Consider the following 22,157-nt stretch of genomic DNA (forward strand, 5'->3'; position numbering starts at 1 on the left):
CGCCCGCGCCCTCGTCAAAGACGATAAGCATCCCGGCTACGGCCAAACGAGCAAGGCGGCCCTCAGGCCACGCTTACGCTTGTGCATCGGGGTCGGGGTGAGATGCTCCCACCACGCCCTATCGATCGAGACCGGGCCGGCCATCGCCTAACCAGCAGCTGGCTGCTCGGGAGCTTGGGCGGGCGGGGCAGGTGCAACAGGAGGAGCCGCGACTGCGCCGACAGGTGCCGCAGCCCCTCCACCATCTTCCGAATCGTCCTCGCTGATGCGCATCATCATCCGGTAGTGCGCGCCGTGGCCCGTGCGCTCGAATACCTCTCTGAACACGCGGAGGTAGCCTTGCACGGCATTGTCATCGACGGCGACGTAGATATCGTCGTGCGAGCTGTGCGATCCGTCGTTGATCCACGAGAACAGCGAGGCGCAGATCTGGGCGTCGCGCCCTTCAAAAAGTGTGACGATCTCGTCCTGCTTCAGCCCGCCCAGGACGCACAGATAGTTCTCGACAATCCGGCGCATCGTGTTCTGGATCGTGAGGTTCGGCCGGTCCGGATTGCGCACCTCATCCCACAGCAGCTCGTATGAGGTCTTGACCGGGTTGTAGTCATAGTGGGTGAGCGAGGACACGTTCTCGCGCTTCCGAACGATCCAGAAGGTCTCGAACGACCGCGCCCGACCGCGGCGCTCTCGATCGAAACTGACCTCCTTGTGAAAGTAGATGTTGTGCGTGAGCAAGAACACTTGGCGGACATTGCCTACATTCTCCCGCACGTCTGATACGACCTTCCGGATTAGCGCACTGACCACGAACAGGACGTCGGCGTCGAGGCTCGAGACGGGATCGTCGAATACCACAATCTTCTCGACGGCGGTGCCGGTGGCCGAGATGCTGCCAGCTAGCTGGTGATAGAAGTAGAGGAAGGTGATGAACGAACGCTCGCCCTCGCTCAAGGAGTGTGCCGCCTCGCTCCCATCCAGTCGCACGATGCGATACATGTCACCGCGGTCACCAGCCACCTCGAGTCGGAAGTTGGAGAAGCCATACTGGCCGAGGATCCGATTGATGGAATCGACCGTCGGGCGGACGCTGGTGATCGTCTCCTCGATCGCGGAAAGCTGCCGTTTCAGGTCCGCTCGCCGCGTGGTCTTGTCAGCGATGCTGCCACGCATACCATCGATCGCGCGCCGAAGATTGCCGGCCGTGGTTTCGTAGGTGTCGAGATCCGTGCGTCGTTCCTCGACAACGAACCTCCATATCTGCGCGGTCAGTGCCGATTTCGCGCTCGCGAGGTTGCGGATGGTGGCGTTATACTGCTCGGTCGCCTCGTTCGCGGCCGCAATCAGGGCGGTGATCGCAGCCGTCAACTCGGCCGTAGCCTCGAGCTCGACCACGCTACTCGGCTCCTTCCGTTTCGCCGCAATGCGTTCGATATTCAGTTCGAAAGCAGTCTTCAGCGCCGCGGAGCGTTCGCCGAGGACAACTGCGTCCACAAACCGATGTGGCGCCGCAACGAGGCCGTCAATGCCGGCGACGACGGCATTGACGGCCTGCTCATAGGACGCAGCGAGAAGATCGATCGAGGCGAGATCAGCCTCATACTGCTCGTCGAAGAACGCGTTGAGATCATCAAGCAGTCCAGCGGGCGCTGGCTGCTGGCAGAATGGGCATGGACCATCAGCCTCGGTCAGATATCTGACGCCCTGCTTGACCCAGTCGCTGTTGCCAAGGCGGCCGATGAGAGCGGCCACGACCGCGTCGTCGCGGCCCACAATGCTGCGGGCGAGGATCGGGGAAGCCTCCAGACCCGCGAAGCGGTCGAATAAAATCGGAGCGATTGCGATCTCCGGCGTCGCTGCATCCTGGAAAACGGTCGCCGCCTCCGCCGTAAGGGCGTCCAGCGTCTTCAACTCCGAAGTATTGCTCTCTGCCTCGACCAGCAGCTTGGTGCAGAAGTCGCCCTTCTTGCCACGGAAGCCGGTGAAGGCGTCCATGAATTTGTCCTTGTGATCGACCTGCGACTTCCAGCACGCCTCGATCAGTGCCGCGCGCGCAGCCGCGAGCTCGGCCTCTCGGCCCCCGGTTCCGTCCTCTCCCACGAGATTTCGACGCAGGTTGGCCATGTCATTATCGAGTCCAGCGATCTCGCCCGTCAGGCGCTCGATCTCCGCCACCGCCCGGGTCGAATCCTCGCCGAGCGTAAAGATGCCCTGCATCTGGTCGCCGAAGCTGGCATCGGCGAAATCTCGGTTAAAGACCAGCGTCGCAAGCTCGCGTCCATCGCGCCAACTGACAGTATATCCCGCGCAAACCGACGCGTCGTGGATCGCGCGCGAGATCGTCGTCTTACCGCAGCCGTTGTGGCCGAACAGGTAGTTGACCTTCTTCAGATCCGTCAGCCGCTCGCCGGCGGCCGGATAGGTCGCCACGTCGGCGATCTCGATCTCGGTGATCAAGCGATTCCCCCCAAATACTCCCCCGCCTGCGACATTATCTCAATCCAACCACAGAATCGACGTAGATCTGTCGCCAGTCCCACGCGGTGGCTGAGGAGTTAAGCCTCGCGGTTAGGCCGGGCCGGTGCCTGATGGGCGGCCTACGTGTCAGGCTTATCTTCGCGTCCTAAGCCGAAATCGTCATATCCCGGCTGGACCTGTCCGAAGAGGATCAGGCCGATAAAGCCCATAAGGCTCGGGATCAGGGGCCCCTTCCGTCGTCGAAACATCAGGCGTCGAAGCCGTCTCTTCACGTGAGCAGTGACCAGCGCTTTGTAGAACAAGCTTTGCTCGGGAATTTGGCTGCCTGGCGCCAGCGGCAGGTTCGTGGGAAAATGGGACGGCCCCCAAATCGTACCATTTATCATCACCATTCGCGGCATAAACGCGACGAATCCTCCCGCTTTCACGCCCCACAGGTTTGTGTCGACATAGTCGTTGTATGGATGAACGACCGCAGCGCATCGCGAACCTACCGTCGGGGTCCGCCTCGCAACAGTGTCCATAATCTTCGCGGCGAGCTGTGCGCACTGAAATGCATTCGCACCCGCACCGACAATGTGGCGCAGCTTCGCTTTCTCTTTGGCCGAGACAAAGTTTTCCATGCCACCGAAAATCACATCGGTCTCGTCGACCAAGGTCTTGAGGAAGACGCGGAACGGGCCAAGCTCATAGTCGTAAAGGTTTCCTCCTTCGGTCCCCCACGGTGTGACCGTGCGAAAGTTCGACAGCACGGTCATTATGTTCACCGGTATCGCCTTGTGCCGGGCGACAATATGCAACTCGACTCGACGCTCGGTGCGGATTTGCTGCGCCGTCGGTATCGACGCCATAAGATGACCCAGAATGTCGAGACATAATTGACCGAAGGTAGGTCGCTTGACGATGCTTGCGGCGACCGCCTCTGAAATGATGTCGTATAGCCTATGAATTTTTCCGCCCAGCCGCCAACGGGCGAGCCCGGTATATGAGATGCTGCCTCCATAGTCTTCACTGCCGAAGACGATGTGCTTGTTGAAGCGCTCGTCAAGAACTTGGGTGCCGTTCGAGTTGGCGGCCGTTATCCGCTGATCTGAGCAGGCGAGCAGAAATTCCGGTCTGACGATGGAAATAAGGAGCGTCACGCCTTTAGAATCCTGATCTCCGACCCTGAACGGGTCGAAGCCATGCCATTGCCAAGGATGCTGCGCTAGGCCGAGCGCGGCGTCGTGGCGCGGTCGCACGCCCGCGAGATTCAGCGCCCGCTTGTTCTTCAAATGCGACCTGCCATCTTCCAGGACACGCGATCAGAAGCCGCGAATCTCCGAGCGGCTGACTTTCAGCCACTCGGCTCAGCCTGAATGGGCGTTCACTTCCATCGTGCCCCGCCGCTCGCCCCCGATGAACGCCAATTGCCCGGTCAGTCCAGCTGCTCCGGGAAGTGGTTGCGGCGGCCCGCCTCAAGATTCCGCACCATATTGTCGACGCCAACCGCGTAGAACTCCCCGACACTGATTGCGGCACTCTCCTTGAGCTTCCACTGGTGCTCGCCTATCACTTTGATCACCGCGTTCACCAGTGCGATCACGTCGTCTGGTTCGAGCGGATAATCGGCGTAGATCCGTTTCGGATCCTTGAAATAGCGCTTGTCGAGATGTGCGAAGAACTTGTCGCGTCGTGCCATTATTGCATCGATCGTACTGCGCCTTGATACCAGTTCATTGAGCTGTTTCTCGAGGACTTCGACAGGCGGCGGTCCCGATTTCCACGTGATATTCGCCCGGTTTTTCAGGCAGAAGTCGAGGAATGCGAACAGGCTTCCTTGAGCCCTCCGCGGCTCCTCCAGCAGTCGCGCCGCTGCAAGATGCAGGTCGGTTTCGGCTGAGAAGATCAGCGGATGGAGAATTGGTTCGATTTTCCAGAGGCGGTCTCCGTGTATACGGTGCTGCCGGATCAGCTCGCGATAGATGGCCAGCTTAGGCACGAGACCCGGGGGTTCCGAGCCCTGGATGAGCATGACATAACGGGATAGCCGCTCTTCATAGTTCGCTTGAATCTCGGCCTTCACAATCTCTCCTATTGCTTGACGCACCAATTTCCGGACGGCGCATGCGTAGCGCTTCGCATCGGCCGGGACTGGACTCCTGTATTTAAGCTGGCTCCGCAGACGCTGTGGCTCAAAAGCAACAGAATCGAACAAAGCGCGAACAAAACACCGTCCTTGTGAGTTCCCTCTGGACAAATTGCGCCATTGAGTCAAAAAAAGACCCAGCAAGGGAGGCGCGCGATGGCTACGGTACTGAAGCGAAGAGCGGAGATGAGGCGCAGCAGGATGCCGCGCGCGTCGCAGAGGCGTCAGATGGCCAAGGGCTCGTCGACGCCGACGGAATTCTCCAGGCTCCGCCAGCAGGCCGGACTTACGCTCGGCGAAGTGGCGGAAGTGCTCGGTTACGAAAGCCGGCAGGTCTATCGCTGGGAAAATGGCGAGAACGAACCGCGGCAGGTTGTTCTCGACGCCCTGCGTCTGCGCATTCCGACGAGAACTGACGGGGAGGACGAGAAGCCGGCATTCCGCTTCATCGATCTGTTCGCCGGCATCGGCGGTATCCGCAGAGGCTTCGAGACGATCGGCGGCAAGTGCGTCTTCACCTGCGAATGGGACCGTTACTGCCAGACGACTTATCGCGCCAATTTCCCCGACGACGATCATGATATCGCCTCGGACATTCGTCAGGTCGTGGCTTCGGAGATCCCGGATCACGACGTTCTGCTGGCTGGGTTTCCCTGTCAGCCCTTCTCGATCGCCGGCGTTTCGAAGAAAAACGCGCTCAACCGGCCGCATGGCTTTGCCTGCGATACCCAGGGAACGTTGTTCTTTGACGTCGAACGGATCCTGGAGGAAAAGCGTCCTGCTGCCTTCGTGCTCGAGAACGTGAAGAACCTGCTCAATCACGACAAGGGGCGGACCTTTGCCGTCATTCGGCAGGTGCTTTCCGAGAAGCTCGAATACGACATCGACTTTCGGGTGGTGAATGCGAAATCATGGGTGCCGCAGCACCGTGAGCGCATTTTCATCGTCGGCATTCGCCGCGATCTTGAAGTGGGTTTCAGCTTTGACGATTTCGTTGTGCCGGATCCGCGCGAAGGACCCAGACTCGGGTCAATCCTCCACCCCGAAGACGGCAGCGAGAAAGCCGAGCCGCCGTTCACGCTTGGCGACGGCATGGTCGCCGCGAAATACACGCTGACCGAGCATCTCTGGAAGTATCTCCAGGCCTATGCCGAAAAGCACCGTCAGCGGGGCAACGGCTTCGGCTTCGGGCGCTTCGGCCCCGACGACGTCGCCAGGACGCTGTCGGCGCGCTACTACAAAGATGGTTCGGAGATTCTGATCAGCCGGGGTGACGATATCCCCCGTCGCCTGACCCCGCGCGAATGCGCTCGCCTGATGGGTTTTGATGCGCCCGGTAAGTCGGACTTTCTGATCAAGGTATCTGACATGCAGGCTTATAAGCAGTTCGGCAATTCGGTCGCTGTGCCGGCCGTGGCAGCGGTCGCTTCCTATCTGAAACCCTTCCTCGACCGCGCGCTCGCAAGGGAGAAGGAGATCGCCGGCGAGCAGGAAGCCGGCAGCTGAGCGACGTCCACACGCCCGAACAGCGCTCGCGCAACATGGCGGCGGTGCGCGGGCGCAATACCCGGCCCGAGCTTCTGCTGCGCCGTGCGCTTCACGGCATGGGTTTCCGCTATCGCCTCAACGTCAGGACCCTGCCGGGTTCACCGGATCTGGTCCTGCCCGGGCGGACGGCGTTGCTGTTCGTTCACGGCTGCTTCTGGCACGGGCACGACTGCTCCCTGTTCGTGCTGCCGCAGACGCGCCGCGATTTCTGGCTGGACAAGATCGGCCGCAATCAGCTGCGCGACCGCCGGCATTCCGACCAGCTTGCCGAGGCAGGATGGCGTGTCGGGACCGTATGGGAATGCGCCATGCGTGGGCGGGCCAGCCCGGGCGTGGAGGCGACTACGGAGGATGTTGCACGGTTTCTGCGGGATCCGGACTGTCGTGAAATGTTCTTTCGCGACACCGGTGCGCATGTCGGCTCCGGCCATCCATCTCTGCTCTCCGAGCGTTTCACACCGGTGCCCGGCCGCGGCTCGAACGAAGGAGTTCTTGACGACGACCCTCGCTGAGTCATCATTACAGTGAAACTTCAGGATCGCCCGGATTGGCACTCACGGACCTTTCGAGCTGGTTAGACGAACGCCGGCGCGCTCCGTCGGCCTGGTTCGTCAAGCGCCTGCAGGCAAACGATACCCTCGCGACCGGATCGCATCAGGCTGGTCCCTATCTCCCCAAGCCGTTTCTGTTCGCGGTGCACCCGGCACTGCGCGATGAGGCCGCGAAGAATCCGCGGGTGGAGTTCGACATTTATATCGACTCCCAGGGCGATTACCGTCGGGTACGGGCGATCTGGTACAATAACCGCCTTCATGGCGGCACCCGTAACGAGACGCGGATCACCGGCTTTGACGGTGCCCGCTCCGATCTCCTCGACCCCGAAAGCACAGGCGCGATCGCAGTGCTTGCGTTCGATCTCGCCGACCCTTCCGCGCCGGTCTGCCATGCCTGGGTCTGTCGCGACGAGACCGAATCTGATCTGGTGGAAGCGACCGTCGGGCAGGTGGATCCCGGGACTTCGGTCACCTGGATCGCCGAAGGCACGCCTCACCCTGGTCGATTCATTCTACCGCGCCGCAGAAAGAGCGTGCCCCTTGCAAAGAGCGGGGAGGCGCCTGTGCCCCCGCACGGCCGAAACGAGCCGCCAACGGTCGAAATGCTCGTAAGCCGCTCGGCGCTGGCACACCCGCTTGCTGGGCAGCCGGTCGATACCCGGCTTCTTCGCCGCCACGAAGCGTTCCTCGACCTGTTCCGCCAACTGGAACATGAGCTGTATGCGCCGAGCGCGCTCAACGGATTTCCCGATATCGCCTCGCTGCTCGAGACGGCCGATCATATTCGTGCCGGCCGTCAGGCGCGTGATGACGGTCTGGCGCTGCAGCTGCGCTACCTTCTGACCGAAGACGGGCTGACGGAGGGCTCAGCCTTTTCTTTCCGGCCCTCGACCGGAACCGCGCGCAATCCCGATTTCGTGTTCGCGGCGATCGGCGCGGGAGCAGACGTGCAGTCGGGGACGATCCTGCTTGTCGAACCCGTTATCCGCGACCGATGGAAGGCGGCGGTCGAGGAAAGCGGAGCAACCAGGGTTCATATGCTGACGCTACAGCGCGGTGTCAGCCTTACCCAGTTCAACGAGATGGCGGCGGCCGGGGTCACTCTCGTCGTACCCGCGCGTCTCCATGATACTTACCCAAGCGAGATCCGGAGCGACCTGATGTCGCTCGAAAGCTTTATCGCCGACGTTCGCCATCTCGCCGCGCCGGTACGCCGGCGCGGCTGAGCGAAGTGGCAGGCGGGTCCGGTCAGGCCGCCAGAAGGTTCCGGATTTCCTCGACCGATGCCGGCGGATCGAAGCGATGCGCCATCGCATGGCAATTCGGGCACAGCGGTACGAGGTCGGTAGCCGGATTGACCCGATAGTTCGGTCCAATGCGCGAAACCGGCGTCACATGATGGACATGAATGAAGCCGCGACCGGCTTCGCCATAGGTCTCGCCGAAGTTGAACCTGCAGGCGAGGCAGCTGTCGCCGTGCAGCTCGATGCAGGCGGCGCGGTTGATCCGGCTCCGCTCGTAGCGGTTTGTCTCCACCCGGATCTTTGCGCCCTCGGGCAGTCCTTCCGGATTGAGCACCGTGTCCGGCTCAAGCTCCTCCACGGGCATGAGCGCCATGGCAAGGCTGAAATAGCGATGCGTCCAGCTGTTGAGTTCGCGATCGTTTTCATCATGGTCGTCGGTGTTCACCGCCGCAGGCGACCGCACCAGTGTGAGGCTGGCGCGATGCCATTCCGTGGGCCAGAGCTCCGGCCGGAGCGGGTCGAGACCCGCGCCGTCTACCTCAAGGGTAACGCTGCCTCTCGCCCTGGCGCAGAGTTCCGCCAGCGCCGCGAAGGTCTGCTTCGCCCCTTCGTCTGCTTCGCCCATCGCTGTCACCAGCGGGCCGGCAAATGCTCCTGGCATCAGCGAGTACGTTATGCTCCGCCATCCAAGTGTGACGTCGACGCCGAACGAGATCTCCCGCGGGGTATCCGCGGGCCTGAGTTCGAATGCCGGCCAGCCGCCCGAGGGCTGCTTCGACGCAGCAACGATCCTCAGGCCGAAGTCACGCGACAGCTGAGTGGCGAGCCTTTCGAGATCAGGCTGCCACATCATCCATGTCCGGCTCCGGGAGATCTTCGACCAGTCGGCGCAGGATGCGCGACACCTCGAAGCGAACCTCTTCGAAATGGCGCGCCGTCTCGTCGCTGATCGTGCTCAGCTCGGCCATGCAAAGCCCCCAGAGCAGCGAGTCCATCCCCTGCACCGTGACCCCGCTCTGGAGGTTGGGCACGTAGACCTTGTGGTAGTAGGGGTGCGACGTGTTGATGCGCACGGCCTTGTGTCCGTCGATAATCGTGGGCTCGAACAATGCACCGTCGTCGAGCGAGTCGACGGGCTGAACGAAAACCTGGCCCGGCTTCGTGGCCGAGCCGATCTTAAGTCGGATACGGAATGAGCCGTGCTTGTTCGTTACCTGCGCATCGCCGGTGTTGGGATCACGGATATCCACAACCGCAGTGTCGATCGAGCCTTCCTTCGACGCGATGTTGCGGTTCGACGAGTCATGGGAGTCGCCTGCCTTCTTGAGCGCGTCCTTCTTGCGGCCCTGACGATAGCGATTGTTCGCTTCGCGGCGTGGCGCGGTCAGGAGTTCGTCCTTGATCGCGATCCAGAGATCTTCGTTCAGGCTGATCTGCGATTTCTTGAAATCGATGTCGAAGACTTCATCGAGCTCGTGGGTGAACGAAAACTCGGCGCGCAGCAGCGTACCGTGCGGTTCCTTGCTGTACATGCCCAGCCAGGTTGCATCCTGAATCAGGCGGTTCTCGCGATAGATGTACAGACCCTGGGAGTCGTTGCCGAGCCGCGACTTCTTGAAAGCCGACTCGGAGGGGAACTCCTCTTTCCGCGGCAGGATATAGGCGCGGAAGACGATCTTCGCCTGCTTTCCGCCGGGCGCATCGATCGTCACGACTTCATCGGCGACCTTGTCGGAGTGGGCTATGCAGAAGGGGTCCCACGGCAGCAGCTTCTCATCATTCACCCGAATTTCGACAGTCGGCGCCCGATCGTCGCTCGGGTCGATGAAACGCTGGAAGACCATGGCAAGATGATCGCGCAGCCCCTTGACTGCCCGGTCGAGCGCGTTCTGCGCGGCCGCTCCTGATGGCGTCACATATTCCTTGATCAGCCGGTCGACCTGTTGCCAGAGCACGACCGTACCCGATTTCCCGTGCGCCACGGTCTGAAGATGATCGACGGCCTCAGGATCGGCTTCGTCATCGACCAGCAGTTCCCAGCCATGCTCTGCGACGTGACGCAGATCCCATGTCGCCTGCAGCGGCTCCATCTCTGGTCCGTCGCGAGTGATGACCGAAAGTCTGCGGCAGAACGCCGTGGACGCGGTCTTGAGGCCAAGGCCGAACTTACCGAGGCTCGAGGGATCGGCGCGCCGCGCCGAACCATAGGTCATTGCGTTCAGCAGACCCTTTCGGTTCATGCCCTCGCCATTATCCGCAATCGAGACCCGCACCGCACTGCGCAGATCCATCAGGATCTGCAGATCGATCACCGTCGCTCTGGCCGCGATCGAATTGTCGACGATATCCGCGATCGCCGTGTTGAACTTATAGCCGGTGTCGCGGAGACTCTCGATCGTCCGCTCGGGATCGGGTGGTGCCTGAACTTTTTCGACTGTCATTCTTCTTCCCTCTTCGCCTCAGGCGTTCACCCGGACAACCTTCCAGTCCCCGCCGAGTTTGAGCACGCCGTTCTGAATTCGCGCCGGCTGCATGCGCGTATAGCGCACCGAATAGCCTTCGCCTTCGCGATGTTCGAGAATGAGTTCGTCTCCCGCCCTGAGTCCAGCCGCCCGGATGAAGGGCGTCATGCGGGTCAGTCTGTATTCGTTACGCGTTCCGCCGAACAGCTTGCCATTGTAATAGATGAACGCGAACTCCCACTGCTCTTCCGTTTCGTCGCGGAAGAAGAGATGATGACGCGGGTTCTTCACTTCGTGCGAGAGCGGCGGGAAGAACGCGAGAATTTCTGGGTTCTTGGGCACGAGAATGCCGGCCTGGTGACCACCGGTTTCGCCCGCGTCGTTCGCGGTCAGCACCTTTGCTATTCGTTTCATCCTGCCAGATCCTTCGTGCGGGTGAGCGGCGAGGCGCGCAGCGCCCGCCCGACATCGGCGATATCTTCGTCCGTGCCTTCGACGCCGATCACGGCCGCGCCCGAGAGCTCGCGCTTGCGGCTCAGGCGGTCGTTGACGACTTCCTCGACTGAGTCCCCGAAGAACAGACGATGGACGGTGACCGGGCGGGTCTGGCCGCGCCGGTGCGCGCGCGCTGACGCCTGATCCTCGATTGCAGGATTCCATTCGAGATTGTAATGCACGACATGCGTGGCAGCGGTGATGTTCAAGCCCGCGCCCGCGGCGCGCGGGTTGAGCGCCAGCAGAGCGGGACCAGCCTCCGCGGAAAAACGGTCTACAACAGGCTGTCGGTCCTCCACCGGCGTCTCGCCATTTATCGTGGCTGCCATCGCGCCATAGCGCTGGCGAACGATATCGGCGATCATCGCGGCAAGACGATTGTAGGAAGTGAATACGAGCAGCTTCTGCCGGCTCGCAAACACCTCGTCGACGATCTCGAACAACCGGGCCAGCTTGCTGAATCCGAGTGCCCGGTCGATCGTCCAGGGCACGTCGTCGAGCAGCATCGGATGGGCACAGAACATGCGCAGCCTGGTAAGCGCGACGAGCGTGGCCGCGCCGCCATATTCGGCGAGCGTATCCAGCCGGATCTGCTCATAGGCAGCAGCCTCGTCCTCGGTAAGCGCGAGAACCTGCGGAATGTCGATCCGCTCGGGCAGATCCTGTGCGACCTCGGAGACCAGCCGGCGCAGCATGATCGGAGTGACAAGCGGCTCGAGCGCCGCCGCTCCGTCGACATCGTCCTGGAAACGCTGCTCGAACGATCCGACATCGCCCAGCAGGCCGGGGACGGCGAAGTCGACCAGCGACCAGAGGTCGCGCAGCCGATTCTCGACCGGCGTCCCGGTCACTGCGATGCCCGAGCGCCGCCGAAGCTGGCGCACCGCCTGTGCGCGGCGCGTGTCCGGGTTCTTGATGGCCTGCGCTTCGTCCAGCACGACGATGCGCCAGTCGATCATCCGGAACATGCTCCCGTCGCGTACGACCGTCTCATAGGACGTGATGATGACGTCGAACGGCGCCAGCACTCTGTAATCTCCGGTGCGCCGGGTGCCCTGATGGATATGTGTCTTCAGCCCGGGTGCGAACTTCGCGATCTCGCGCCGCCAGTTCTCGAGCAATGTCGTCGGCGCGACGATCAGCGAAGGTGCGGCTTCGCTGCGCTCGGGCGAGGCGAGCAAGGCGATGATCTGGATGGTTTTGCCGAGGCCCATTTCATCGGCGAGGATTGCGCCGAGACCTTCGCGCCAGAGGAAGCTCAGCCACTGCCAGCCATCCTTCTGGTACGGATAGAGCCGCCCGGTAAAGGAAATGAGTTCGCTCTCTTCCCTGCGTACGGCGAGCCCGGGCTGGATATTGCGCCCGGCAGTCTCGTCGGCGAGATGCCCGGTGTCGCCGGTGGCGGTTCGCAGCGCGAGATACTGTCGCAGCGACAGCGCGCCGGGCGCCTCGACTCCCGCGCCTGCAAGGATGTCCGCGATTTCCTGCTGCGCGCCGGCGGCCAGCGGATACCAGACTTCGCCGATGATCAGATGATCCGGGTGATCCTGCCACGTCCCGAAGGGACCGCTTACGCCACCGCGGCCGGTTGCCCGGACATGGCAGAAAAGGCCGCCGTCTGCGGCCGCATCGTCGTGATCGATCACGAGGCTGAGAAACGCCGGATAGCGCGAGCAGCGAAGCGGGGGCGCTCCGGGTGCTATGCTCTGCCCGCGGAACATCGATACGCCGTCGAAGACGAGCCCGTAAATCTCCTCGGCATTCGGCCGGACGGGATCGCCGCCGACCTCGAGTTCAAGAATGCCGGAGCGGATCTGCCACCGGGCTGCTTTGGGTCCTGCGCTCATCGGTTCCACGGTACCCGGCGAAATACGGGGGTCAAAGCCGCACCTGCCGGCGCGCGGTCCCGCTCAGCTGGATGCGACGCTCGCCCGCCGGTGCGTCCGTCGCGGGCGTCTCGGGTGCAGGCATCGGGAAACCTTCTTCGCTCAGCCGCCCGAACAGGTGGCGCAGGGCGTTGCGCTCCGAAGGCGCGAGAGCAAACTGTCCGCGGCCGAGCCGGCGGAGCGCGGCGTCCGAGCGGGGGCTGAGCAGTCCTTTCCGGCGCGCGAAAAGCGTCACTTCGTCGACCCGACCAGCGAGTGCGACCATGAGCCGATCCATCTCAATCTCGACGTCGATCCGCCGGACCGAGACTTCCTCCCGAGCGGCCTCGCGCTGGTCCTCCCGGTCCAGCAGAATAGCGTCGGGTAGCTCGGGCAAGGTGAATTCCGTCCGTGCGATCAGCGCCCAGCAGGCCTGCTGCTTGGCGAATTCGCCGACATTGCGGACATGTTCGGGCGCCTCTCTCAGCGTGCGCGCGACTTGAGGCGCGAGCTCGGAAAGCGTCAGCTTCAGCTCATCGGGAACGTCCTGCTGGTTCCAGACAAGCTGGAGATTGAGGCCCGCCTTGCCGGCTTTACGCAGATGATGCTGCAGCCAGGCCAGCGTGTAAGCCACGGTCTGCGACTTGTGCCCCCGATCGCTGCGGTACCAGTCCGCACCGGCGATCATCCGGTCGGTCCAGCGAAAGATCAGCGCGCGTGCGACTGCACTGCGGAACCAGCCATCGTTGAACGATAGCGGCGAAGCTTCCCAGTCCTTCGCGACCTGCTCGGCAAAGGCCAGAAAACACTTCTGAGCGCCAAGGCAGACGATGTGCGGTCGCGCCGCAAAGGTCAGCTCGTATTTCGCGAGGTCTGTCTTCTCAATGAGCTGCGTTTTCGGAAACTCGGTTTCGAACCGCCGCCGCTCGGCGGCAGTGCCACGCCCGCGGGCGTCGCGATACTGGCCGCGAGAGCGTTCATAGAACCACTTCTCACCTGCCAGCGCGCCTGCGCGCGGCGGAGGCGCCAGCCGGCGCGAGATCTGCTCGAGCGTAACGTGGAACGGATGCCCCGAGAAGAAGTCAGCTTCGCTGATCCGGTTCTGCGTGTTCGCGAAGCGCGAAATGCGCGGCACGACGGCCTCGATCAGCTGTGGCTGGACGACCGACAGTTTCATCTGGACGAAGACCTTCGTGAGGTCTGCCCCCTGATCGCGGGCGTGAAGAATTGAAGCGGTCGTCTGCCCGCCGTTCACGATCTGAAGGTTCTCGATCGCGGCGATGCCCAGAGTGCCGCTGCCAGTGGGTTCGGTACGGACCGCGCTGGCCGTCGCCGTCAGCCCGTTATTGTAAGCAAAGAACATTTCAGGTGTTTCGCGCAATGTCGCGATGATGCCCTTGTTCACCTTTGTCCGCGCCTGAAGAAATGTCCGGACATTCTGTTCGAGGAGGCGCGGCCCATAGAGCCCATAAATCCCTGCCAGGACATCACCCGGCAGTGCGATCAGATAGGACTGGTACCCGCCCGCTTCGGTAAATGCCGGAAGGCACGGCACAGGCGCGCCGGCAAGCGCGGCCAGATCGACTTCAATCGGTTCGATCGAACCCTGCGAGCGGGCAATAGCAGCGAAACGGGCGAAATCGAGAACGTTCGAAACGACCGGCCGCCCCTCGATCTCGCCTGAAAGTTCCGGTGGCCTGCGGGTCGACAGCCGCGCTGCGGAGAAAACGAGGATCTGGACGCGCTTCAGAAGCGCCGGCGACGTCGCGACCAGGCCGCAAGCGACATCCTCAGGCGAACCTTCCGCTAGCCCCGAGGTGAACCCCGGGCCAAGAAGATGCTCGACGAAGCGGCGTGCCCGGGCATTCAGAACCTCCAGCCGCGCAGCATTGAGGGTTTCGAGCTCCTCATCTTCACGAACATCGCAGATCGCGACATAGAGGATCCCGCGCTCCTGATCGAAAGCGTGACCGTCGATGCGGTATCCGCCACGCCCCTCACGCTCAATTTCACAGGGCTCGAGGTCCGGACAGTCGCCATTCTCTGAGGCCAGGGCGGCATAACAGTCGAAAAATGCCGCGATCAGGGTTTCGCCCGTGGCCTGCATCCGCGTCTGCAGATCGGACCGAAATTCGCGATATTCCGCTTCCAGCGCATCGTCCTGCATGTGCCCCCTCCCGACAATCGAGGCTATCGGGCAACGAGACCGGGTGCCACACAAAACTTCAGCTACTGGAGTGTACCAGATACTCCTGCCTTCAGGCGCAGGTGGACACGTGTCACAACCCGCACGTAGCCTGTCGCCCTCATTCTTGCAGAGATAACGTAGCTTCCTACCATGCGGGGTTTTGTGATTTGAAAGACCACGTGCCTACTCAAGACGAAGCGAACCTTATTCGGGAGTTTCTCTCACTGCTCGACGCTGAAGAGGGGAATATCATCGCGCGTCTCACGCAGGACCGACTGGGCCTTGCTCTCCGTGTCGCGCTCAACGAGCTTGACTGGCACAAATATGGTCTCGCGCACCGGGAAGGCCTTTCCGATGAAGTAAAACTGCAGACCTACGTCGTCGATATGGGGCTCGGAAGAGTGATTAGCCTGATGCTTCGCCTGCACGACGATTTTACAGTGCCTACGATCACCGTCCGACGACAGGACAGGCTGGTGCGCCAGCTCCTCGACATGGCAGCTGAGCTCGGCTTTATCGAACAGGGGCGCCGTACCGTCGAACTGGTATGGGCGGGGATAGCCCGGATAAGCCGACCCGAGCCCCTCATATTTGACTTCGAGCTGCCGCACCAGATTTCGGATGCTGAGGCGCATGAGCGTGACGTCGTCGAACACTATAAGCGCGAACATCTTCGGCTGACGCAGGAAGCGCTATCGGCAAGCGCAGGTGCGCGCTGGTTAAGCGGGGAAATCACGAATCTGCTTCGCGAAAACGTCTATGTCTGGAGGGACAGCTTCATTGGCTATAACGCCGACCCGGTCCTCGACGATTATTACATGGCCCTTGCGTGGACAGCCATTCGCGAGACGCCGCAATATGACTCCTTCAATGAGCGCAAGACCTTTGGCGGGATCCCGTTTCTCAAATACCTGCTTGCCAGTGCCTGGCTGGTCTCGCTCTGCCTCAAGCACGAGGCCTTCTGCGAGGCGCTAATCGCAAAGCACCCCGAGATTCGCCTTGAGGATATCCTCACGATCTCCGCAGATCGCGCAGAATTCATAGATACGCTGCGCCAAGCGCTCGACCAGACGGGAATGCGGTTCGTGACATACACCACGACGTCGCTGGAGGAGGCAGAACAGATTTTCGAAGTGGTCACGCTGACGCGCCGCAACGCGAAGCTGATCGAGAAACCAGTCGCCCCGATCCCCGTGATTGTACAATCATCCACTGTCTCGATCGTGAAATTTTTAGCAGGCCGGCATCGGCAGATGGAGTTCATGCTTGATTCGCTCAAAGCGAATTTTGCGCGCGATTTCTCGCTCAATCAGCAGACCCGTGAGGCATCGATGCAGCGGGTGATGGAAGAATTTTTTCGGGAGCATTTCGCCTCGGCGATTGTCCGAAGGAATATTCGTCTGCGACATCGTGGCCGCGAGCTCACGGATATCGATTTTGCAGTCTTTGATCCAGCTTTCGGCGATCTGCTGTTGTTCCAGATCAAATATCAGGATGCGCACGGCGCAGACTTTAAGGTGCGAAATTCGCGCATGGCGCGCTTTGTCAATGAGAGCATGCGCTGGCTGACAGCAGTCGACACATGGCTTGAAAATGCGGGGCCGGAAGTGCTGCGGAATGCGTTCCGCCTTCCAGCAGCAGGGAAAGTTACGCGCATCCGCAAAATCATCGTGGCGCGGCACCATGCCTATCCGCTCGCCAAGGTGCAGCTTGATGAGGACACAGCATATGCCTCATGGATGCAGCTGTACAACGCTGGGGCATATATGGGCACGAAGCAGGGGAATATTCGTACGCTCAACGGCCTGTTCAGCACCTTGAGGGCGCATATTGTTGGCGCTGCCGCGCGCTTCCACGAGGACCTTGAGCCGCTCGAATACCGCCTCGCAAACGTGTCCTTTCGGGTACGACAAAGCGAAGGAGACCCGACGGAGCATCCGGCTAGCATCAACGTAGTGCACCCGTGAACGCCAGGCGCGCCTGGTCACTTCTGACGGTTGAGGGAACCCGCCAGTATGGCGGCAACACCGGCTATGATGACGACCCGTCGAGCGTCTATCGTTATGACAGTGACGTCGCCAACCACCTACAGATGCAGGCTGGCGATGTGGTAATTATCCGGTCGAAGGCAAACGTGATCGGCGTCGCCGAGATTGAGACCATAGAAAAGGGCGTCGGCCACAAGGACCGCTTACGGTGCCCCCGGTGCCGCGCCACAAATATCAAACGTCGCGCCAGAAAGCTGCCGGCATGGAGCTGCAAATTTGGCCATGCTTTTGACGAGCCGCTCAATGAGCCCGTCGAGGTTACGACCTTTGCGGCCCACTATGGCGCAACCTTTATCCCGGCAGGAAACACGATCTCGGTTGGACATCTGCATGAGGCCGTGCTGCGTCCAAGTGACCAGATGTCGATTAAGGAGATCGACCTGGCAAAACTGGAGCCGGTCTTCGGTAGCGGATCTGCGATCGACGCGCTGATACGGCGGTTCGCTAAACGGCTTGTGGTGCCTGAAGAAGCCGACACGGATCCCGCCGGCGCTGGAGTTTCGATTATTGAGGCCCGGCGTCGCGTCATGCGCGAAATTGCCATGCGACGCGGACAAGCGCGCTTTCGCGCGAGGCTGATCCGGAGATACGGTGCGCAGTGCCAGATCAGCGGCTGCCGGTTTCCCGGCCTTGTCGAAGCGGCACATATCCTTGCCTATTCGGCGAGCGAGGACAACAGCGTCGGAAATGGCGTCCTGCTCAGAAGCGACCTCCACACCCTGTTCGATCTCGGACTCCTGGGTATTGACCCGGCTTCCCTTCGTGTGGCGTTTCATCCCGCTCTTCAGAGCGCAGGCTATGCGGAATTTGAAGGCAGGGTCCTGTTCGTGAACAGCTCGGGAGGCCCGTCCCGTAAAGCGCTCGCTGAGCGCTGGCAGTTTTTCAATGAACACCTGCCGGGCACATCAGACACCTGACTCAAAGCGGGCCGCTCAGCGAAATCAACTGATGTGCCCTCGCTAAAATCGAGCCGCCATCAGAACAGGAGCACGCGATGAGCAGCCTGGACGGCGCTGCCGTCCCATTCGCCGCCTCTAAGAAGCGGCAGCGTAGAGCCAACCACCACCTCCGTTATTCGCGAATGCCTTCGGCCGCTGTGGTCAAGCTGATCCAGATCGCAGGCGGCTACGCCGGCATTTCTCCGGAACAGGCTAAGGCGTTCTCCCGCCCCCACCGATGCCGAACCTAAACGCCTTCCACTATTTGTCGAAGCAGGCTCGGAGCGGCGGCAGCCCTACGGCGATGATACTTGTCGAGGAGCTTTGCGAATGAAGCAAGTTGGGGGCTGTCACCCATCAGCCTCATGCCCTCAAATTCTTCAACGATGTCGTTGAAGACGGTAACCTCCGCCCGTCGATAGGGCGCAAGTCTGTCATTCAACTGCTCGATCGCGCGCGCTTGCTCTAAGTTCCCGGACCTCCGCACGATAGCCATGAAAAGCCATTCGGTCGCAGCCACCATGCTCGCTTTCGAAGAATGCTGTTTGTTGTCTAGGACGACCTCTGCTGGCTTGGTCCGCTGCACCGCAGATTTGAGGATTTGCCCATTCCAATCGTAGAGGTCACGTAGTCCAGCTTCTGTCGGTAGGGGAACGCGGAATCCATTATGGTTCGGCGCCTCAACCAGTCGCTCGCCGGTCAAGCGGTGAAGAGCATCACGCACGGGGGTGATACTCGAAGCGATCTGTCTGCCGATCAGCGCCGGCTCGATCGGGGTGCCGGGCGGCAGTTCGCCCGCGACGAGCATGCGCTTGAGCTCCGTGTAGACACGTTCGAAGGTTGCGCCGGGACTCATTGCCTACGCTCCGGCGCGCTGCCCGGCGACATGCGCCTCGATCAGCGCCTGCTGGTCGGGCCGAAGCGCATCGATCGCGCCGATCGTGCCGGCCGCTTTGTCCTGAAGCAGAACCGACGGGCATTGCCCCTCGTAATTGCCGAGATTGGGGCGGTGCTGGCGATAGCCGACCAGCTGGGCCAGCTCCTTCGGGAAGTGACGCGCCACCTCAGGAGGATAGGCGAGCCACTGGTTCTCATAGGGCTTGAGCCAGCCGAGACAGTAGCTGACAATCGCGCCGCGGCGGGTCGTGAAGCTGCGGTTGCCGCCCGCGCCATGCAGCGTCGAGCCGAGGAAGAGCAGCGCGTCGCCCGGGTCGAGTTCGACCGCCACCGGCTGCGCGTCAGGGTCCGGCTCGAGCGCCTTGCGGCCATGGCTGTCCGGCCAGATCAGCGTGGTACCGTTGAGCTCCCGGTAGGGCGTGAACGGCCACATTACGTTGAGCAGATACTCGGTCTCGCCGATCGCGCCCCGCCACATATCCTGATCACGATGGGGAAGCTGCGGCAGCGCGCCGGGATGGAGCGCAATCGCTTGCGTCAGGTTGAGCTGCAGGCAATCGCACCATGGGCCGAGGACTTCGTTCGCGGTGGAGAGGATGTCCGCATGCATGACGAGGGCGGCGGCGTGCGGGCTGCGCGCGAGCAGCCGGCCGAAGCGCCTGGTCCGCTCGCCATAGAAGCCGCCCTGGCAGAACGGCGTCTGCGCGAATGCGTCGGCGAGATCGGCCTCGAGATTGGCGATGGTACTTCGGGGAAGCGCGTCCTTGATGACGGCATAGCCATGCTGGCGGAGCTGCCGGACGGTGGTGCTCACCGCATCTGCCTGTGCGGAATGGACGGGTTGCGTCGCCATCATGCGGCCTCCGCTTCGAGGATCTGGTTCGGCGGCAGGATGCCGTTGGCGGCGAGCAGCGCGGGCGTCTCCGCGGTGATTTTTATTTTGAGCGCGCCGAGCGTCATTCCATCGATGGTTCTGGGTTGGCCGAGCGGCCTTGCGTCCCAGCCGAATTCGAGGATTTGGTCGAGCCAGCCCTGTTCGGCGACGCCGGTATACACCGTGATGCCGTGCTCGAGCGCATAATGCGCAAGGCCGGTGACCAGCGCGTCGCGCCAGCGCCGCCGCTCGGCGGCGCGAAGTCTGCGATCCAGGCAGAAGCGCGTGATCTCGTAGATATCGGGGCCCGTCGGCTGAGCCTCTTCGCACAGATCGGCGAACAGCGTGTCGAGGATGTGCGGCCGGATCGTCGGAAGCAGCCGTGCCGAGGCGAGATGGTTCTGCGCGCTGTCGGTGAGGATCAGATAGCGAGCGTGCGTGTCGTCGAACTGGTCGATCTCATATTTTCCCGCGAGCACCGGCACGTCCCAGCCGAGCAGGTCGACGAACACGCGCTTCCTCGCTTCGAACATCGCGCGCATCACCGCGTCGCTGGCGGTGCTGCGCTCGTCCTGTGTGAACAACATGGCTGGACTCCCCTGGTGGAGCCCGGATGCTCGGCGCGTCGCCCGGCAGTGACCACTCCCCAGAAATGGGGAGTTTACCGTTTCAGCGCATCGGTGAAGGTGAGTGCCCCGTCATAGAGGGCGTGGATCGCGAGTTGAGTCCGGTTGGTGACTCCGTAGCGGCTGCGGGCCTCCTTCATGTGCTGGATCGCCGTGTCATGCCCGATGCCGAGGATCTGCGAGGTCTCCCAGTCCGACTTGCCGCGCGCCGCCCAGTAGATGCAGTCGCGCTGCCGGTCGCTGAGCCGCGGCCGGTCCTGGTCGGTACGCCTGACCCCCGAAAGGCGCCGGGCGCCCTCGAATGCGGTGGCGCCGACGAACTGCGCGAGGGGCATCCATTCGGTGCGGAAGGTCCGCCCGTTCGCTGTGGCGAACGAGCAGGATCCCGCCGACTCGCCGGGTACGTGCGCGGGCACGGTGAACCCGTCCGCAAGTCCGACGCGCCGGGAGTGGGCGAGAATATCCTCGTCACGCTTCGTCATCACGATGAGCTGCGGGAGCCTCGACCAAGGGAAGCCGACGCTGGTCAGATGGCTCGCACGGTGCACAGGATCCGACGGCCCGAGCCGCTCGGCGTCGAACCAGGCCTCCCATTCGCCGGGATAATTATGCACCCGGATCGCGGGCTGCGGCGCTCGCGGAACATCGACATGATGGGCCAGCGCATAATGCTGAAAGCCCATCTCGCGCGCGATCGCTTCGAGCAGCGTAGCGAGTTCGTCGATTGTCTCCGCGGTCTCGACCGCGAACGCAAATGCCTGAGCCGTCTTGAGGACCATGTGCCGCGCCATACCGTTGCAGGACGCGCCCCAAGCCGCAGCGCCCGAGCCTCAGCCGTGCCGGCCCCGCACGCGCCGCTTTCCCATCGGCGCAGCGGACGGATCGATAAGGTCTTTCTGGTAACCGGTTCGCTGCGAAGGGGCAAATGCGTCTGTTATCTCTCGAGGCCAAGGTGCTGTTCGGCCTCGCTATCGTCTCCGGCTTTGGCCGGACGCGGCGATGGGGCGCGCGCCTGAAAGCCGTCCCGACTGGCGGGACAGCGCGCCCTATCGCGCGCTGATTGGAATCGATCGCGCCGGGCTCGCTTGGGAATGGCTTCGCCGTGATCCCGCGTATGCGGCGCTGAGCGCCCGGCTGCGCGGCGCAGACGTCAGCGGCGACGCGCACCTCCAGATGGAGGCCGGCGCCCGGGCTTTCGGGCTGTGCTTTCGCCGAAGACGCTGCGCGGCCTGCTCCAGCGGCGCGGCTCTTATGGCATGCAGACCTCGATCCGTTCGTACTGCAGGTGCGGGCGATCCCGGCGGAAGGGTCGGATCCGGAGGCAATCAACCTTGCTCGCCTGGCGCGCTGGATGACGATCGTGCGTGGCGGAGACCGTGAGCATGTCGCCCTTTCCGACGGCTGGCATCGCATCCGGATCGACGTGCTCGAAGGGACACTGGTTGAGGAAGGGCCTGCAAGGCTGGACTATCTGTTGTCGGGGCTGACGCGGGTCGACGCGCATGTCCTGACCCTCAGGCGCATGCTCGGTCTCTGGCGCAGCGGCCGCTTCACTCGGACCCTGTACCCGCCCGAGCCGGGTCTGCCGCGACGGCTCGAGACGCTCCGCGTTGGCGATGCGCTTGCCGACGGCGCATCCTATCGTGAAATGGCGGTCGCCCTGTACGGCGAGGAGCGGGTTCGCGCCGAATGGAAGGGGCGATCCGACTTCCTCATGTCGCGCATGCGCCGACGGGCGGCCGAGGCTCGGGCGATGGCGTCGGGTGGCTGGCGTGCGCTTCTGAAACCGTGACGATCGGTGCCGCATCCCACGCG

Annotated in this window: 19 protein-coding genes; 7 read left to right on the top strand and 12 right to left on the bottom strand. The window is 62.3% G+C overall.

Translation table 11 applies throughout. From position 1 onward, the window contains the following. Positions 1-147: 147 nt before the first annotated feature. From ACH0AE_RS16930 to ACH0AE_RS16940, 3 genes are all read right to left on the bottom strand, one after another. Positions 148-2,454 (bottom strand): AAA family ATPase, encoded by a 2,307-nt coding sequence (locus tag ACH0AE_RS16930; RefSeq protein ID WP_406876030.1) that lies wholly within the window; start codon positions 2,452-2,454, stop codon positions 148-150. A 140-nt stretch (positions 2,455-2,594) separates the two neighbouring features. Beyond that, positions 2,595-3,749, bottom strand: coding sequence for a hypothetical protein (locus ACH0AE_RS16935; RefSeq protein WP_406876031.1), 1,155 nt, complete (start codon positions 3,747-3,749; stop codon positions 2,595-2,597). Between the two features lie 143 nt (positions 3,750-3,892). Continuing rightward, positions 3,893-4,540: a hypothetical protein gene (locus ACH0AE_RS16940; RefSeq protein ID WP_406876032.1), complete on the bottom strand. Its 648-nt coding sequence runs from the start codon at positions 4,538-4,540 to the stop codon at positions 3,893-3,895. 291 nt (positions 4,541-4,831) lie between these two features. Here ACH0AE_RS16940 and dcm point away from each other — a divergent pair, with 291 nt between their 5' ends. The 3 genes from dcm to ACH0AE_RS16955 are packed head-to-tail and all read left to right on the top strand — an operon-like array spanning position 4,832 to position 7,931. Then, complete coding sequence (gene dcm, locus ACH0AE_RS16945) at positions 4,832-6,109, top strand: DNA (cytosine-5-)-methyltransferase (RefSeq protein ID WP_406876033.1); 1,278 nt, start codon at positions 4,832-4,834, stop codon at positions 6,107-6,109. Further along, positions 6,106-6,663 carry a very short patch repair endonuclease gene (locus ACH0AE_RS16950; protein WP_406876073.1) on the top strand — a complete coding sequence of 186 codons (558 nt, stop codon included), beginning with the start codon at positions 6,106-6,108 and terminating at the stop codon, positions 6,661-6,663. Before dcm ends, ACH0AE_RS16950 begins: the two co-directional genes overlap by 4 nt. Before the next feature lie 35 nt (positions 6,664-6,698). Further along, positions 6,699-7,931 (top strand): type II restriction endonuclease, encoded by a 1,233-nt coding sequence (locus ACH0AE_RS16955; RefSeq protein WP_406876034.1) that lies wholly within the window; start codon positions 6,699-6,701, stop codon positions 7,929-7,931. A gap of 22 nt (positions 7,932-7,953) precedes the next feature. Here ACH0AE_RS16955 and ACH0AE_RS16960 read toward each other — a convergent pair whose 3' ends face one another. Genes ACH0AE_RS16960 through ACH0AE_RS16980 form a run of 5 tightly spaced genes read right to left on the bottom strand, consistent with a single transcriptional unit; the run spans position 7,954 to position 14,938 of the window. Next, positions 7,954-8,802 (bottom strand): HNH endonuclease, encoded by an 849-nt coding sequence (locus ACH0AE_RS16960; RefSeq protein WP_406876035.1) that lies wholly within the window; start codon positions 8,800-8,802, stop codon positions 7,954-7,956. Next, positions 8,786-10,390, bottom strand: coding sequence for an ATP-binding protein (locus tag ACH0AE_RS16965; RefSeq protein ID WP_406876036.1), 1,605 nt, complete (start codon positions 10,388-10,390; stop codon positions 8,786-8,788). Before ACH0AE_RS16965 ends, ACH0AE_RS16960 begins: the two co-directional genes overlap by 17 nt. An 18-nt stretch (positions 10,391-10,408) precedes the next feature. Further along, positions 10,409-10,825 carry an EcoRII N-terminal effector-binding domain-containing protein gene (locus ACH0AE_RS16970; RefSeq protein ID WP_406876037.1) on the bottom strand — a complete coding sequence of 139 codons (417 nt, stop codon included), beginning with the start codon at positions 10,823-10,825 and terminating at the stop codon, positions 10,409-10,411. Further along, positions 10,822-12,753, bottom strand: coding sequence for a DEAD/DEAH box helicase (locus tag ACH0AE_RS16975; protein ID WP_406876038.1), 1,932 nt, complete (start codon positions 12,751-12,753; stop codon positions 10,822-10,824). Before ACH0AE_RS16975 ends, ACH0AE_RS16970 begins: the two co-directional genes overlap by 4 nt. Positions 12,754-12,784: 31 nt before the next feature. Next, complete coding sequence (locus tag ACH0AE_RS16980; protein ID WP_406876039.1) at positions 12,785-14,938, bottom strand: AIPR family protein; 2,154 nt, start codon at positions 14,936-14,938, stop codon at positions 12,785-12,787. 188 nt (positions 14,939-15,126) lie between these two features. On the opposite strand from ACH0AE_RS16980, the gene ACH0AE_RS16985 reads away from it, so the two are divergent. Together ACH0AE_RS16985 and ACH0AE_RS16990 are read left to right on the top strand one after the other, a co-directional pair. Then, complete coding sequence (locus ACH0AE_RS16985) at positions 15,127-16,926, top strand: hypothetical protein (RefSeq protein WP_406876040.1); 1,800 nt, start codon at positions 15,127-15,129, stop codon at positions 16,924-16,926. Further along, positions 16,923-17,924, top strand: coding sequence for an HNH endonuclease (locus tag ACH0AE_RS16990; RefSeq protein WP_406876041.1), 1,002 nt, complete (start codon positions 16,923-16,925; stop codon positions 17,922-17,924). Before ACH0AE_RS16985 ends, ACH0AE_RS16990 begins: the two co-directional genes overlap by 4 nt. A gap of 268 nt (positions 17,925-18,192) precedes the next feature. Here the strand turns inward: ACH0AE_RS16990 and ACH0AE_RS16995 are convergent, their stop codons facing one another. The 4 genes from ACH0AE_RS16995 to ACH0AE_RS17010 all read right to left on the bottom strand — a co-directional run bounded on the left by ACH0AE_RS16995 (position 18,193) and on the right by ACH0AE_RS17010 (position 21,121). Then, on the bottom strand, positions 18,193-18,801 hold the full coding sequence (locus ACH0AE_RS16995; protein WP_406876042.1) for a GntR family transcriptional regulator: 609 nt from the start codon (positions 18,799-18,801) through the stop codon (positions 18,193-18,195). A 3-nt stretch (positions 18,802-18,804) separates the two neighbouring features. Beyond that, positions 18,805-19,695, bottom strand: coding sequence for a phytanoyl-CoA dioxygenase family protein (locus tag ACH0AE_RS17000; RefSeq protein WP_406876043.1), 891 nt, complete (start codon positions 19,693-19,695; stop codon positions 18,805-18,807). Further along, entirely contained in the window at positions 19,695-20,303 is a 609-nt protein-coding gene (locus ACH0AE_RS17005) for an acyl-homoserine-lactone synthase (protein WP_406876044.1), read from the bottom strand. Before ACH0AE_RS17005 ends, ACH0AE_RS17000 begins: the two co-directional genes overlap by 1 nt. 74 nt (positions 20,304-20,377) lie before the next feature. Beyond that, complete coding sequence (locus ACH0AE_RS17010; protein WP_406876045.1) at positions 20,378-21,121, bottom strand: LuxR family transcriptional regulator; 744 nt, start codon at positions 21,119-21,121, stop codon at positions 20,378-20,380. Positions 21,122-21,341: 220 nt separating this feature from the next. Here ACH0AE_RS17010 and ACH0AE_RS17015 point away from each other — a divergent pair, with 220 nt between their 5' ends. Together ACH0AE_RS17015 and ACH0AE_RS17020 are read left to right on the top strand one after the other, a co-directional pair. Further along, complete coding sequence (locus ACH0AE_RS17015; RefSeq protein ID WP_406876046.1) at positions 21,342-21,722, top strand: transcriptional regulator domain-containing protein; 381 nt, start codon at positions 21,342-21,344, stop codon at positions 21,720-21,722. Then, positions 21,694-22,134 carry a DNA -binding domain-containing protein gene (locus ACH0AE_RS17020; protein ID WP_406876047.1) on the top strand — a complete coding sequence of 147 codons (441 nt, stop codon included), beginning with the start codon at positions 21,694-21,696 and terminating at the stop codon, positions 22,132-22,134. Before ACH0AE_RS17015 ends, ACH0AE_RS17020 begins: the two co-directional genes overlap by 29 nt. The last annotated feature ends 23 nt before the right edge of the window (positions 22,135-22,157 follow it).

This window comes from Sphingomonas sp. 179-A 2A2 NHS, assembly GCF_045371305.1.
Taxonomy (GTDB): Bacteria; Pseudomonadota; Alphaproteobacteria; order Sphingomonadales; family Sphingomonadaceae; genus Sphingomonas.